The following is a 13,181-nucleotide window of genomic DNA, read 5'->3' as shown; positions in this document are numbered from 1 at the left end:
GCGGTTGCCCAGCCCTCATAGCGACGTCCTGATCGTCGGTGCCGGCAGCGCCGGATCGGTGATGGCCGAACGACTTTCCGCCGATCCCGCGTGTCACGTCAGGGTCGTCGAAGCGGGACCGGGCCCGTCGGACCCTCGGGTCCTGGCCCAGATCAGCGACGGTCTGCGGTTGCCGATCGGTGACGCCAGCTCGGTCGTGCGCCGGTATCCGACGACGCTGACCGTCGATCCGCCCCGTCACGCCCAGCTGATGCGCGGCGCGGTGGTCGGCGGCTCCGGAGCGGTCAACGGCGGCTACTTCTGCCGAGGCCTGCCCACCGACTTCGACGGGTGGGGTGTGCCGGGGTGGGCCTGGTCCGACGTGCTGCCGCACTTCCGCGCCATCGAGACCGATCTGGACTTCGACAATCCGCTGCATGGTTCCGACGGGCCGATTCTCGTCCGGCGGGTTTCCGAATTCGACGGTTGCACAGCGTCTTTCGTCCGAGCGGCGACCGGTGCAGGGCATCGGTGGATCGACGACCTGAACGGCTCCACCGCCGAGTCGCCGGTGGGCTCGGGAGTGGGCGCGGTGCCACTGAACATCAACGGCGGCACCCGCGTCGGTCCCGGGGGAGCATTCCTGCTGCCCGCGCTCGACCGGCCCAACCTCACATTGCGGACCAACACTCGCGTCACGCGTGTGCGGGTGGCCGCGGGCCGGGCGGTCGGCCTCGACTGCATCGGCCCCGACGGTTCCGTCGAACTCCATGCCGATCGAATCGTGTTGTGCGCCGGGGCGATCGGATCGGCTTGGTTGTTGATGCTGTCGGGCATCGGGCCGCGGCACGTGCTGGAGGCGGCCGGTGTGCAGGTGACCGCAGATCTGCCGGTGGGCCGCGCCTCGGCGGATCACCCGGAGTGGGTGTTGCCCGTGAACTGGACCGAGACGCACGGGCTGCCGCCGCTGGAGGCCGTGCTCACGACGCCGGATGCGGTGGAACTCAGGCCGTACACCGCGGGCTTCGGTGCGATGGTCAGCGGGCGCCGGGATGACCCGGCAGACCATCCGCACATCGGCGTGACGTTGATGCAGCCCAAGGCCCGCGGCCGCGTCACCATCGCCTCCGCCGACCCCGGCGTGCCTCCGGTGATCGAGCATCGCTACGACACTGAACCGGACGACATCGCGGCGTTGACCGCGGGCATGGAGTTGGCGCGCGAAATCATCGGCCCCGTCAGTGATCTCGGCCCGATGTCGTGGTCAACCTCCCAGCACCTCTCGGGTACGGCGCCGATGGGCGCCGACGACGACGACGTCGCGGTGGTGGATCCGCAGTGCCGTGTCCGCGGAATCGACGGGCTGTGGGTGGCCGACGGGTCGGTGCTACCCGTGATCACCCGGCGCGGACCGCACGCGACCATCGTCATGATCGGCCACCGGGTCGCCGGCTTCGTCGGCTGAGCCCGACCACCGGGCCGTGAGGCGGCGCACAAACCGCACCTGCCGACCGTCGCGGCCCGGCGCCCACACCGCGGTGAAGGCCGCCGCGACCGCCAGCACGATCGACAGGACCAACAGCGAGAGGCTCATCGAGTCCATGAACGTACCCGTCGCCGCGTCGGCCAACGCGGCGCCCTGCGGGCCGAGTTGGCCGGCGACCTCGAGCGCATTGGCCAGCGACTCCGACGCCGCCGTGCGCACCTGTTCGGGAAACGCCGCCAGGTCGGGCGCCAGTGCGCTGCCGTACTCCGCGGCCAGCACCGAACCCGCCACCGCGATGCCGACTGCGGCGCCGACCTCCCGGGTGGTGTCGTTGACAGCCGATGCGACGCCCTGCTTGTCCGTGGGGACGGCGTTCATGATCGCCGAAGTCGTCGGCGCGACGCATAACCCGATGCCTGCAGCGGCGACCAGCATGGGTGGCACCAGGTCGAGGTAGGCGGCGTCCGCCTCGAGATACCGCATCCAGAACAGGCCTGCGGCGAGAAGGAAGAGCCCGGCCGCCACCGCCGCCCGAAGGCCGACCTTGGGCAGGTACAGATGCATCGTCGCACCGAGCACCACGATCGGAACTGCCAGCGGCGCAAGGGCGAACGCGGTCTGCAGTGCGCTGTACCCGAGCAACAACTGCATGTACTGCATCACGACGAAGAAGAACCCGAAGTTGGCGAAGAACAGGAACGTGATGCCGATCGAACCGGTGGCGAAATCGGGTCTGGCGAACAGCCGGATGTCCAGAAGGGGGTGCTTTCGCACCAGTTCGACCACCGCGAACACCGCCGCCAGCACCACGCCCAGAGCCATGCAGCCCCAGACGATCGGGTGGCTCCAGCCGCGCATCGGCGCCTCGATCACACCGAAGACGAACACTGCGAGCGCAGCGCCGATCGACACCGCACCGACCCAGTCGAGCGGGGTCGCCTTCTCGTCGCGGGAGGACCGGATCGTCAGCGTGCAGACGAACAGCACCACGCAGGCCGCCGCGAACGCGTAGAAGATCGACCGCCACGAAAAGAAGTGCAGCAACACACCGGTGCCCATGAACGCGACGATGGCGCCCGAGCTCGCGACGCCGGCCCAGATCCCGACGGCCTTGTTGCGTTCATCCTTTGGGAACGCGGCGGTCAGCAGTGACAGCGTCGCAGGCATGATGAACGCCGCGCCGACACCGGCCACGGCGCGGGCGAGGATGATCTGCACGGGGCTGTCGAGGAACACCGGGGCAACGGAGGCCGCCCCGAAGATCGCGAGCCCGACCAGCAGGGCGCCGCGCCTGCCGTACCGGTCACCGAGCGCGCCAGCGGGTAACAGCAGGCAGGCGAGCACCAGGGTGTAGCCGTCGACCACCCAGGTCAGTTGCGTCTGTGTCGCGGCGGTCTCGAGGGCGATGTCGGGCAGCGCGGCGTTGAGCGCCACCATCGACGAAATGACCAGGAGCACATCGAGTGCGGCGATCGTGAGCAGTCAGATCCGGCCGAACTTGGTCAGAGTGGCCATGTTCGCGTCGATATCCTTATCGGGCCGGACGAGGGTGTTGACCATCGGTCGTCGCTCTCTTTCGGCAGGCGGCATTTTTGAGACTAACAGTCTCGTAGGTAGACCGATAGTCTTGTTCCCGCGTAGGAGGTGGTGTAAACGATGAGCGGCGCGAGTACCGACCCACGGCCGGCCCGATCGAAGGCCCGCCTGCTCGAGGCCGCGGCGACACTACTGCGCTCGGGTGGCCCCAACGCCGTCACCATCGACGCGGTGACCCGAACCGCCAACGTCGCGCGGGCCACTCTGTACCGCCACTTCTCCAGCGCCAACGAGCTGATGGCCGCCGCATTGATGAGCCTGCTCAGCCCGGCCCCGATGCCGCCCGCCGAGGGCAGCGTGCGCGATCGGTTGATCGCCGTCGTCGTCGGCTGGGCGGAATCGATCGCCGAAGTGCCCACCATGCTCACCGCGATGACCTGGATGGCGTCCGGTCCCGACGCCGGAGCCTATCCGGCTGCAGCGCAAGCGGATTCGGAAGTCGATTCGGGAGCCGTCGGCACCCTGAGGTCGCGGATCATCCAGCTGTACTCGGCTCCGTTTGACGCGATCCTCGACAGCCCGCAGGCGGCCGCGGAACTCGACGAGGTGGATCGCATGCAGACCATCGCCTTGCTCATCGGCCCGCTCATCCTGGGCAAGCTCTCGACCGTGGCCGATTTCGACTACCGGACCTGCGCAGAGGCCGCCGTCGACGGCTTCCTGGCCACGCATGCCGGCAAGCCGCGCGAGATCACCTCAGCGAGTAACGAATAGGCAAGTGCTTGAGGCCGCCGACGAACGTGGTGGCGGTCAGCTCGGGAGTGCCGGCCAGCTCGATCGATTCCAGTCGCGGGATCAGTTCGGTGAACAGGCTGGTCATCTCCATGCGCGCCAGCGCGGCGCCGAGGCAGTAGTGCACCCCGTAGCCGAACGCGACGTGCTTGTTCGGATCGCGGCCCACGTCGAACCGGAACGGCTCGTCGAAGACGTCTTCGTCGCGGTTGCCGGAAACATAGGCGAGGTAGACGGATTCACCCTTGGCGATCTTCACGCCCCTGACTTCGGTGTCCTCGGCGGCGGTACGCATGAACTCCTTGACCGGCGTCGTCCAGCGGATCATCTCCTCGATCGCGGTCGGCATCAGGCTCATGTCGTTGCGCAACCGGTCGAGCTCACCGGGGTTCTCGATGAGCGCGTGCAGACCGCCGGAGATGGCGTCCTTGGTGGTGTCGTGACCGGCGCTGGCCACGATCACGTAGTACGACAGGGTGTCCATGTCCGACATCAATTCGCCGTCGACGCGACCGTTGGCGATGGCCGAGGCCAGATCCTCGGTGGGGTTGGCCCGGCGCGACGCCGTCAATGCCGAGAAGTAGTTGAAGAAGTCGGCCAGCACGGCGAGCAGGTCCTCGGTCGAACCGCCGCGCTGGTGTTCCTCGTCGTCGCCGCCGAACATCTCCTGGGTGAGCTTGAGCATCCGGGGGAAGTCGTCCTCGGGCAGGCCGAGTAGCGAAAGGATCACGTACAGCGGGAAATTGACCGCGATATCGGTGACGAAGTCGCACTCGGGACCGATGTCGCGCATCGTGTCGACATAGCGCTTGGCGAGTTCGTCGACCCGCACCTTAAGCGCCCGCATCGCCTTCGGCCGGAACCAGTCGGCGCCGATCGCGCGCACCTTGCGGTGGTGGGGATCATCCATGTGGATGAGGGTTCGGATGCCCAGCCCCGCGGCCTGCTGTTCCTTGAGCACGTCGTCGGCCTCGGCCCGTGCGAGCAGCGGGCGCGGCTCGGACAGGAACAGGTCGTTGGCGCGCTCGATGTCCATGATGTCGGCGTGCTTGGTGATCGCCCAGAACGGCCGGTACGGCGGGTTGTCGACCCAGGTCACAGGGTTGTTCGCGCGCAGATGGGTCAGCGCCGCGTCCAGCCGTGCATCGTCGGCGTACGCCGACGGATCGGCCAGGACCTTTGCGGCATCGTCCATTGTCCGCGTGCTCATACGGGCTCCTTCGACTTCCGGGGCTGACGGAAACTTGACGGGTGTCAAGTAGGGAGTCTATGTGATGGGGGCCACGGCGCGGAAGACTACCGGCCAACTCGGTCTCGGTAGGCCTCTCATTAGGCTTGGGGACCATGCGATCCGCCACCGTCCGACGCAGCCGCGCGGTCGTCGCCGTGCTGGCGACGGTGGCGCTGCTGGCCGGATGCGGACGTGGCGGCGGAGCCGTGATCGACGACCCGCCCGCCAACCCCGCGGTGGTGCACTCCGTGGCCGGCGCCCTGCGTGGCACCGTCGCGGCCGATCACCGGTATTTCGCCGGAATCCCCTATGCCGCAGCGCCGGTGGGCCCGCTGCGCTGGCAGCCACCGGCACCGGTCGCGGCCTGGACGGGTCTGCGCGACGCGACCCGCCCCGGGGAGCGATGCGTCCAGGACGTGAGCACCGACGTCGACCGCCGGCGCACCAGCGAGGACTGCCTGTTCCTCAACGTGTGGACCCCGCCGCCCTCATCCGAGCCACGGCCGGTGCTGGTGTGGATCCACGGCGGCGGCTTCTTCAACGGCAGCGGCGACATCTACGACGCGCGCCGGTTGGCCGGTCGAGGCGGCATCGTCGTCGTCACCATCAACTACCGCCTCGGCGCGCTCGGCTTCCTTGCCCACCCCGCGCTGGGCCGCGACGGTGCGATCGGGAACTTCGGGCTGACGGACCAGCAGGCCGCGCTGCGCTGGGTGCGCGACAACATCGCCGCGTTCGGTGGCGATCCGGACCGGGTGACGATCGCAGGCGAGTCGGCCGGCGGCATGTCGGTCTGCGACCACCTCGTCGCGCCCGGCTCGGCCGGACTGTTCGGCGCCGCGATCATCCAGAGCGCCCCGTGCCAGGCGCAGTACGACCTGCCGACCGCCGAGCAGACGAGCACGGCGTATGCGGCCGAGGTCGGTTGTGCCGACCCCGCTGTCGCGGCGCAGTGTCTGCGGTCGCTTCCCGCCGAGAAGTTGCAACACCCGCTCCTGTACGCCCGGTTCGGCACCGAGCGGTTGAGCGGCCCGGTCATCGGAACCCCCACACTGCCGGTCAATCCGGTGGTCGGGATCGCCGACGGTAAGGCCGCCCAGGTGCCCGTGATGATCGGCACGAACACCGACGAGTTCACTTTGTTCACGGCGCTGCAGTACCTCCGTGGCCGCCCGATCGACGCGGTGCACTATCCCGACCTGCTCGCCGAGGCCTTCGGCCCGGCCGCAGGCGCCGTCGCGGCGCGCTACCCGCCCGAGCGGTTCGGTGGCAACGTGGCGCTGGCCTACTCGGCGGCGATGACGGCGGGCGACTTCGCATGTGTGGCGGATTTCATCGCCGATGCGCACGACGACGCCCCCGTGTACGCCTACGAGTTCAACGATCGCGCCGCGCCCGCGCCCGAGCCGTTGCGCGAGGCGCCCTTTCCCGTCGGCGCCGCCCACTCGCTGGAACTGCGCTATCTGTTCGACGTCGGCGGCGCACCCCCGCTGAACGCCGCGCAGCAGCGACTGTCCGACGAGATGATCGGGTTCTGGAGCCGTTTCGTGGCCACCGGGGAGCCGGGTCCCGGCTGGCCCCCGATGACCGACGAGCGGTCCGGTCAGCGGATGTCGCTGCAATCCGACGGCAACCGCGTGATCACCGACTACGAGCAGAGACACGAGTGCGCGTTCTGGGCCGGGCTGCGACGCTAGACCGGATCGGTGCTGGTCAGTCCGCCGAAACTGCGGGCAGATCGCGATCTCGCCGCCGAACCCGATCTGTGCGCGGTATCGAGCGCATTTCCCGTGGCCAGGGATTTGGAGCGGGCCCGTTTCTGAGGCATACTGTTCGGGTTGCCTTGAGCCGGGACGGTGCCTGTCAGGACCGCTTGGCCGGGGCATACGACCGGCACCCAACCGGGCGCATCCGGTCCAAATCTCGATCGTGACGATTTCGTCGCGGACGAGTGCGCGTGCGGGCGACACACCCGACCGCGGGGACCGGTGGACCACAGACAGAAGAACAGCGGCGGCATACCAGCGCGAGTGCGCCGGGAGACGCGGCCCAGACCCGGGCCCACTAGGAGTGAGGTAGGAGAAGCGTGGCGGGACAGAAGATCCGCATCAGGCTCAAGGCCTACGACCACGAGGCGATCGACGCCTCGGCGCGCAAGATCGTGGAAACGGTCACCAGAACCGGCGCCAGCGTGGTTGGCCCTGTGCCGCTGCCGACCGAGAAGAACGTTTACTGCGTCATCCGGTCCCCGCACAAGTACAAGGACTCGCGGGAGCACTTCGAGATGCGCACACACAAGCGGCTGATCGACATCCTCGACCCGACGCCGAAGACCGTTGACGCCCTCATGCGCATCGATCTGCCGGCCAGCGTCGACGTCAACATCCAGTAGGAGATCCGTCAAGACATGGCAAACAGTGCTAAATCTGGCGCTCCGCGCCGCGGCATTCTGGGCACGAAGCTGGGCATGACGCAGGTGTTCGACGAGAACAACCGGGTCGTGCCGGTGACGGTCGTCAAGGCCGGGCCAAATGTGGTGACGCGCATCCGCACGCCGGAGCGCGACGGGTACAGCGCGGTGCAGCTGGCCTACGGCGAGATCAGCCCGCGCAAGGTGAACAAGCCGGTGACGGGCCAGTATTCGGCCGCCGGGGTCAACCCGCGCCGTCATCTCGCCGAGCTGCGGCTCGACGACGAGGCCGCCGCCGCCGAGTACGAGGTGGGTCAGGAGCTGACCGCCGAGATCTTCGCCGACGGCACCTACGTCGACGTGACCGGCACCAGCAAGGGCAAGGGCTTCGCCGGCACCATGAAGCGCCACGGTTTCAGTGGTCAGGGCGCCAGCCACGGCGCCCAGGCGGTGCATCGCCGCCCGGGTTCGATCGGCGGCTGCGCCACCCCTGCCCGCGTGTTCAAGGGCACCCGGATGGCGGGCCGGATGGGCAACGACCGCGTCACGACCCAGAACCTGGTGGTGCACAAGGTCGATGCCGAGAACGGCGTGCTGTTGATCAAGGGCGCGATTCCCGGCCGCAACGGCGGGCTCGTGATGGTCCGCAGCGCAATCAAGCGAGGCGAGAAGTAGACATGGCTCTCAAAATTGATGTCCACACACCGGGCGGCGGCAAGGACGGCTCCGTCGAGTTGCCCGCCGAACTGTTCGACGTCGAGGCGAACATCGCCCTGATGCACCAGGTCGTCGAGGCCCAGCGGGCCGCGGCCCGGCAGGGCACGCACTCGACCAAGACGCGCGGCGAGGTGCGTGGCGGCGGCAAGAAGCCGTACCGGCAGAAGGGCACCGGCCGTGCCCGCCAGGGCTCGACGCGTGCGCCGCAGTTCACCGGCGGTGGCACCGTGCACGGCCCGAAGCCGCGCGACTACAGCCAGCGCACCCCGAAGAAGATGATCGCCGCCGCGCTGCGCGGGGCGTTGTCGGACCGGGCGCGCAACGGCCGCATCCACGCGGTCACCGAACTCGTCGAGGGGCAGACGCCGTCGACCAAGAGCGCCAAATCGTTCCTGGGCAAGCTGACCGACCGCCCGCAGGTGCTGGTCGTCACCGGGCGCAGCGACGAGACCGGGGTGAAGAGCGTGCGCAATCTGCCTGGCGTGCATGTGGTCTCGCCCGACCAGCTCAACACCTACGACGTGCTCAAGGCCGACGACGTGGTGTTCAGCGTTGAGGCGCTGAACAGCTACATCGCGGCCAACACAGCCAACACCCAGACCGCTGAGGAGGTTTCGGCCTGATGGCTACCGTGACTGACCCCCGCGACATCATCCTGTCCCCGGTCATCTCCGAGAAGTCCTACGGGCTGATCGAGGACAACGTGTACACGTTCGTGGTGCACCCCGACTCGAACAAGACGCAGATCAAGATCGCCATCGAGAAAATCTTCAAGGTCAAGGTCGCGTCGGTGAACACCGCGAATCGCCAAGGCAAGCGCAAGCGCACCCGCACCGGGTACGGACAGCGCAAGAGCACCAAGCGCGCGATCGTCACGCTGGCCGCGGGAAGCAAGCCCATCGACCTGTTCGGAGCGCCGGCCTAGCCGGCAGGGAGAACTAGACAATCATGGCAATTCGTAAGTACAAGCCGACGACCCCCGGTCGCCGCGGTTCGAGCGTCTCGGACTTCGCCGAGATCACCCGCGACCATCCGGAGAAGTCGCTGGTTCGTCCCCTGCACGGCAAGGGCGGGCGCAACGCGCACGGCCGGATCACCACCCGGCACAAGGGCGGTGGCCACAAGCGCGCGTACCGCGTCATCGACTTCCGTCGCAACGACAAGGACGGCGTCAACGCCAAGGTCGCGCACATCGAGTACGACCCGAACCGCACCGCGAACATCGCGCTGCTGCATTTCCTCGACGGCGAGAAGCGCTACATCATCGCGCCGCAGGGTCTCAAGCAGGGCGACATCGTGGAGTCCGGCGCCAACGCCGACATCAAGCCCGGCAACAACCTGCCGCTGCGCAACATCCCCGCCGGCACGCTGATCCACGCCGTGGAGTTGCGGCCCGGCGGTGGCGCCAAGCTCGCTCGCTCGGCAGGCTCGAGCATCCAGCTGCTGGGCAAGGAGGGCACCTACGCCTCGCTGCGTATGCCGTCCGGTGAGATCCGCCGCGTCGACGTGCGCTGCCGCGCCACTGTCGGTGAGGTGGGCAACGCCGAGCAGGCGAACATCAATTGGGGCAAGGCGGGCCGTATGCGGTGGAAGGGCAAGCGCCCCACCGTCCGTGGTGTCGTGATGAACCCGGTCGACCATCCGCACGGCGGTGGTGAGGGTAAGACCTCCGGCGGCCGTCACCCGGTCAGCCCGTGGGGCAAGCCCGAGGGCCGTACCCGTAAACCGAACAAGTCGAGCGACAAGCTCATCGTCCGACGCCGGCGCACCGGCAAGAAGCGCTAGGCCGGAAAGGATCACGCAGCGATGCCACGCAGCCTGAAGAAGGGTCCGTTCGTCGACGACCATCTGCTCAAGAAGGTCGACGTTCAGAACGAGAAGAACACCAAGCAGGTCATCAAGACCTGGTCGCGTCGGTCGACCATCATTCCGGACTTCATCGGACACACTTTCGCGGTGCACGACGGCCGCAAGCACGTCCCGGTGTTCGTCACCGAGGCGATGGTCGGGCACAAGCTGGGCGAGTTCGCCCCCACCCGCACGTTCAAGGGTCACATCAAGGATGACCGGAAGGCCAAGAGGCGCTAATGACTTCCGTTGAAACATATCCCTCCGCGACCGCCAAGGCGCGCTTCGTGCGCGTGTCGGCGACCAAGGCGCGCCGGGTGATCGACCTGGTGCGCGGCAAGCCCGTGGCCGAGGCGCTGGACATCCTGCGCTGGGCGCCGCAGGCGGCCAGCGAGCCCGTCGCCAAGGTGATCGCCAGCGCCGCGGCCAACGCGCAGAACAACGACGGCCTGGACCCGTCGACCCTCGTGGTCGCCACGGTCTACGCCGACGAGGGACCGACCGCCAAGCGCATCCGGCCGCGCGCGCAGGGCCGTGCGTTCCGGATCCGCAAGCGCACCAGCCACATCACGGTGGTCGTGGAGAGCCGGCCGAGCCGCAGCGAGCGTCAGGCAGCCTCGTCGTCGCGCGCCCGTCGTGCGCAGGGCAGCAAGGCCGCAGCGGCCAAGAAGGCGCCGGCGACCAAGGCCGCCGCCGAGACCAAGGCTACGGAGAAGGCGCCGGCCAAGAAGGCCGCCGCGAAGAAGGCTCCCGCCAAGAAGGCGGCCGCCAAGACTGAAGCTTCTGACGAGGCGAAGGAGGGCTCGGAGTAGTGGGCCAGAAAATCAATCCCCACGGCTTCCGGCTCGGTATCACCACCGACTGGAAGTCCCGGTGGTACGCCGACAAGCAGTACAAGGACTACGTCAAGGAAGACGTCGCCATCCGGCGGCTGCTGGCCACGGGTCTGGAGCGGGCGGGCATCGCCGACGTCGAGATCGAGCGCACCCGCGACCGGGTTCGCGTCGATATCCACACCGCGCGGCCGGGCATCGTGATCGGCCGCCGCGGCACCGAGGCCGACCGCATCCGCGCCGACCTGGAGAAGCTCACCGGCAAGCAGGTGCAGCTGAACATCCTCGAGGTCAAGAACCCGGAGTCGCAGGCGCAGTTGGTCGCCCAGGGTGTCGCCGAGCAGCTGTCCAACCGGGTGGCATTCCGCCGCGCGATGCGCAAGGCGATCCAGTCCGCGATGCGCCAGCCCAACGTCAAGGGCATCCGCGTGCAGTGCTCGGGCCGCCTTGGCGGCGCCGAGATGAGCCGCTCGGAGTTCTACCGCGAGGGTCGGGTGCCGCTGCACACGCTGCGCGCCGACATCGACTACGGACTCTACGAGGCCAAGACCACCTTCGGCCGGATCGGCGTGAAGGTGTGGATCTACAAGGGCGACATCGTCGGTGGCAAGCGCGAGCTGACCGCTGCGGTGCCCGCCGGTGCGGATCGTCCGCGTCGCGAGCGCCCGTCGGGCACCCGCCCGCGTCGCAGCGGCGCGTCGGGCACCACCGCGACGAGCACGGAGGCCGGTCGCGCCGCCTCCGGCGGCGGAGCCGGTGGCGCCGCCTCCGGCGGCGGAGCCGGTGGCGCCGCCTCCGGCGGCGGAGCCGGTCCGGCGCAGTCCGGCACCGAAGAAGCCCCGGCGGTGGCCGAGGCCGCGGCGGGCACCGAGGCTGCGGCCGGTGCGGCGGTCGAGACGCCCACAGGAAACACGGAGAGCTGAATCATGTTGATTCCCCGCAAGGTCAAGCACCGCAAGCAACACCACCCCAGGCAGCGTGGCGTCGCCAGCGGCGGCACCTCGGTCAGCTTCGGTGACTACGGCATCCAGGCGCTGGAGCACGCCTACATCACCAACCGGCAGATCGAGTCCGCGCGTATCGCGATCAACCGGCACATCAAGCGTGGCGGCAAGGTGTGGATCAACATCTTCCCGGACCGTCCGCTGACCAAGAAGCCCGCCGAGACCCGCATGGGTTCGGGTAAGGGTTCACCGGAATGGTGGGTGGCCAACGTAAAGCCCGGCCGCGTGCTTTTCGAGCTGAGCTACCCCGATGAGGCGACCGCCAGGGCCGCGCTCACCCGCGCGATCCACAAGCTGCCGATCAAGGCACGCATCGTTACCCGAGAGGAGCACTTCTGATGGCAGTGGGAGTGAGCCCGGGCGAACTGCGCGAAATGACCGACGACGAGCTGAAGGACCGGCTGCGCGAGTCCAAGGAAGAGCTGTTCAACCTGCGCTTCCAGATGGCGACCGGTCAGCTGTCGAACAACCGTCGGCTTCGCACGGTGCGCCAGGAGATCGCGCGCGTCTACACGGTGCTGCGTGAACGTGAATTGGGCCTGGCCTCCGGGCCCGCAGGTGAGGGATCGTAATGGCTGCAAATCAAGAACAGACAAAGGGACCGAAGCACACCCCGCGCACCGAGAAGCCGCGCGGCCGTCGTAAGACGGCGATCGGCTACGTGGTGTCGGACAAGATGCAGAAGACCATCGTGGTCGAACTGGAATCTCGCAAGAGCCACCCGCTCTACGGCAAGATCATCCGCACCACCACGAAGGTCAAGGCGCACGACGAGAACGGCGACGCCGGCATCGGCGACCGGGTCTCGCTGATGGAGACGCGCCCGCTGTCGGCCACCAAGCGCTGGCGGCTCGTCGAGATCCTGGAAAAGGCCAAGTAGTACTTCCGCAACAGCCCCCGAACGCGTCGGCGTATCGGGGGCTTTTGCATCGCTATTGCCGTAAAAGTAGGAGTCCCGCGCGCCGCTTTTGGTCAGCCTTCGGTGTCCGGCGTCGGAATGCTTGCTGCACAACCCGGTTCGGGCCGGCACCGCCGTCGGTGGCTCAACCGCTGAGCGGTGGGGCAGTCGCCGATGTTCTGTGGCGGCTGTATCGGGTCAACGAAATCGTGCCGGAAAGGCTGACCCCCCGCAAGCGAAAGACCGGGGTGCGCGGCGTGGTCACCCGCCGCGCACCCCGGTTGTGGGGGGGGTATCAGCCTGCGTCGCTCCCGGAACCAGCGGAGTTGCCGCCGCTGTTGGAGGCGGAGTTGCCGCCGCTGTTGGAGGCGGAGTTGCCGCCGCTGTTGGAGGCGGAGTTGCCGCCGCTGTTGGAGGCGGAGTTGCCGCCGCTGTTGGAGGCGGAGT

16 protein-coding genes and 1 pseudogene are annotated in these 13,181 nt (G+C 68.2%); 15 read left to right on the top strand and 2 right to left on the bottom strand.

Going from position 1 to position 13,181, the window contains the following annotated elements; translation table 11 throughout:
• Positions 1 to 4: 4 nt before the first annotated feature.
• The gene (gene mftG / locus ABGB19_RS21735) at positions 5 to 1,444 is read left to right on the top strand and encodes a mycofactocin system GMC family oxidoreductase MftG (RefSeq protein WP_347688068.1); all 1,440 of its coding nucleotides are present in this window, start codon (positions 5 to 7) and stop codon (positions 1,442 to 1,444) included.
• On the opposite strand, the pseudogene ABGB19_RS21730 reads toward mftG, so the two are convergent.
• Positions 1,367 to 3,025 (bottom strand): annotated as a pseudogene (locus tag ABGB19_RS21730) (MFS transporter). The gene mftG and the pseudogene ABGB19_RS21730 overlap by 78 nt on opposite strands.
• 96 nt (positions 3,026 to 3,121) lie before the next feature.
• On the opposite strand from ABGB19_RS21730, the gene ABGB19_RS21725 reads away from it, so the two are divergent.
• Positions 3,122 to 3,775, top strand: a complete 654-nt coding sequence (locus ABGB19_RS21725; RefSeq protein WP_347688067.1) for a TetR/AcrR family transcriptional regulator — start codon at positions 3,122 to 3,124, stop codon at positions 3,773 to 3,775.
• Here the strand turns inward: ABGB19_RS21725 and ABGB19_RS21720 are convergent.
• Entirely contained in the window at positions 3,753 to 5,003 is a 1,251-nt protein-coding gene (locus ABGB19_RS21720; protein WP_347688066.1) for a cytochrome P450, read from the bottom strand. The two genes, ABGB19_RS21725 and ABGB19_RS21720, sit on opposite strands and share 23 nt — an antisense overlap.
• Positions 5,004 to 5,137: 134 nt before the next feature.
• On the opposite strand from ABGB19_RS21720, the gene ABGB19_RS21715 reads away from it, so the two are divergent.
• The 13 genes from ABGB19_RS21715 to ABGB19_RS21655 all read left to right on the top strand — a co-directional run.
• Entirely contained in the window at positions 5,138 to 6,721 is a 1,584-nt protein-coding gene (locus ABGB19_RS21715; RefSeq protein ID WP_347688065.1) for a carboxylesterase family protein, read from the top strand.
• Positions 6,722 to 7,110: 389 nt separating this feature from the next.
• Complete coding sequence (rpsJ, locus tag ABGB19_RS21710; RefSeq protein ID WP_003883485.1) at positions 7,111 to 7,416, top strand: 30S ribosomal protein S10; 306 nt, start codon at positions 7,111 to 7,113, stop codon at positions 7,414 to 7,416.
• 15 nt (positions 7,417 to 7,431) lie between these two features.
• Positions 7,432 to 8,109, top strand: a complete 678-nt coding sequence (gene rplC / locus ABGB19_RS21705) for a 50S ribosomal protein L3 (protein ID WP_347688064.1) — start codon at positions 7,432 to 7,434, stop codon at positions 8,107 to 8,109.
• Between the two features lie 2 nt (positions 8,110 to 8,111).
• Entirely contained in the window at positions 8,112 to 8,774 is a 663-nt protein-coding gene (rplD, locus tag ABGB19_RS21700) for a 50S ribosomal protein L4 (RefSeq protein WP_347688063.1), read from the top strand.
• Complete coding sequence (gene rplW, locus ABGB19_RS21695) at positions 8,774 to 9,076, top strand: 50S ribosomal protein L23 (RefSeq protein ID WP_347688062.1); 303 nt, start codon at positions 8,774 to 8,776, stop codon at positions 9,074 to 9,076. Before rplD ends, rplW begins: the two co-directional genes overlap by 1 nt.
• Before the next feature lie 23 nt (positions 9,077 to 9,099).
• Positions 9,100 to 9,936 (top strand): 50S ribosomal protein L2, encoded by an 837-nt coding sequence (gene rplB / locus ABGB19_RS21690; protein WP_347688061.1) that lies wholly within the window; start codon positions 9,100 to 9,102, stop codon positions 9,934 to 9,936.
• Between the two features lie 21 nt (positions 9,937 to 9,957).
• Positions 9,958 to 10,239 (top strand): 30S ribosomal protein S19, encoded by a 282-nt coding sequence (rpsS, locus tag ABGB19_RS21685; RefSeq protein WP_010908582.1) that lies wholly within the window; start codon positions 9,958 to 9,960, stop codon positions 10,237 to 10,239.
• The gene (rplV, locus tag ABGB19_RS21680) at positions 10,239 to 10,811 is read left to right on the top strand and encodes a 50S ribosomal protein L22 (RefSeq protein WP_347688060.1); all 573 of its coding nucleotides are present in this window, start codon (positions 10,239 to 10,241) and stop codon (positions 10,809 to 10,811) included. The genes rpsS and rplV overlap by 1 nt, the downstream gene beginning before the upstream one ends.
• On the top strand, positions 10,811 to 11,755 hold the full coding sequence (gene rpsC / locus ABGB19_RS21675) for a 30S ribosomal protein S3 (RefSeq protein ID WP_347688059.1): 945 nt from the start codon (positions 10,811 to 10,813) through the stop codon (positions 11,753 to 11,755). Before rplV ends, rpsC begins: the two co-directional genes overlap by 1 nt.
• Positions 11,756 to 11,758: 3 nt before the next feature.
• A complete protein-coding gene (gene rplP, locus ABGB19_RS21670) occupies positions 11,759 to 12,175 on the top strand; it encodes a 50S ribosomal protein L16 (RefSeq protein WP_347688058.1) in 417 nt (138 codons plus the stop codon).
• Positions 12,175 to 12,408, top strand: a complete 234-nt coding sequence (gene rpmC, locus ABGB19_RS21665) for a 50S ribosomal protein L29 (protein WP_347688057.1) — start codon at positions 12,175 to 12,177, stop codon at positions 12,406 to 12,408. The genes rplP and rpmC overlap by 1 nt, the downstream gene beginning before the upstream one ends.
• Positions 12,408 to 12,716 carry a 30S ribosomal protein S17 gene (gene rpsQ, locus ABGB19_RS21660; protein ID WP_347688056.1) on the top strand — a complete coding sequence of 103 codons (309 nt, stop codon included), beginning with the start codon at positions 12,408 to 12,410 and terminating at the stop codon, positions 12,714 to 12,716. The genes rpmC and rpsQ overlap by 1 nt, the downstream gene beginning before the upstream one ends.
• Before the next feature lie 158 nt (positions 12,717 to 12,874).
• Positions 12,875 to 13,181 (top strand): hypothetical protein (locus ABGB19_RS21655; RefSeq protein ID WP_347688055.1); only part of this gene is annotated, 307 nt, incomplete at its 3' end.

Origin of the sequence: Mycobacterium sp. B14F4 (assembly GCF_039871645.1) — a bacterium.
Lineage (GTDB): Bacteria > Actinomycetota > Actinomycetes > Mycobacteriales > Mycobacteriaceae > Mycobacterium.
The sequence above is the reverse complement of the archived record's forward strand: the minus strand, read 5'-3'. Positions and strand labels throughout refer to the sequence as shown.

Coding starts and splice junctions, on each gene's coding strand:
- rpmC (WP_347688057.1), top strand. CDS start 12,175: ATGGCAGTGGGAGTGAGCCCGGGCGAACTGCGCGAAATGACCGACGAC.
- rplV (WP_347688060.1), top strand. CDS start 10,239: ATGACTTCCGTTGAAACATATCCCTCCGCGACCGCCAAGGCGCGCTTC.
- rplW (WP_347688062.1), top strand. CDS start 8,774: ATGGCTACCGTGACTGACCCCCGCGACATCATCCTGTCCCCGGTCATC.
- rplD (WP_347688063.1), top strand. CDS start 8,112: ATGGCTCTCAAAATTGATGTCCACACACCGGGCGGCGGCAAGGACGGC.
- rpsS (WP_010908582.1), top strand. CDS start 9,958: ATGCCACGCAGCCTGAAGAAGGGTCCGTTCGTCGACGACCATCTGCTC.
- rplC (WP_347688064.1), top strand. CDS start 7,432: ATGGCAAACAGTGCTAAATCTGGCGCTCCGCGCCGCGGCATTCTGGGC.
- rplP (WP_347688058.1), top strand. CDS start 11,759: ATGTTGATTCCCCGCAAGGTCAAGCACCGCAAGCAACACCACCCCAGG.
- rpsQ (WP_347688056.1), top strand. CDS start 12,408: ATGGCTGCAAATCAAGAACAGACAAAGGGACCGAAGCACACCCCGCGC.
- rplB (WP_347688061.1), top strand. CDS start 9,100: ATGGCAATTCGTAAGTACAAGCCGACGACCCCCGGTCGCCGCGGTTCG.
- ABGB19_RS21720 (WP_347688066.1), bottom strand. CDS start 5,003: ATGAGCACGCGGACAATGGACGATGCCGCAAAGGTCCTGGCCGATCCG.
- ABGB19_RS21725 (WP_347688067.1), top strand. CDS start 3,122: ATGAGCGGCGCGAGTACCGACCCACGGCCGGCCCGATCGAAGGCCCGC.
- ABGB19_RS21715 (WP_347688065.1), top strand. CDS start 5,138: ATGCGATCCGCCACCGTCCGACGCAGCCGCGCGGTCGTCGCCGTGCTG.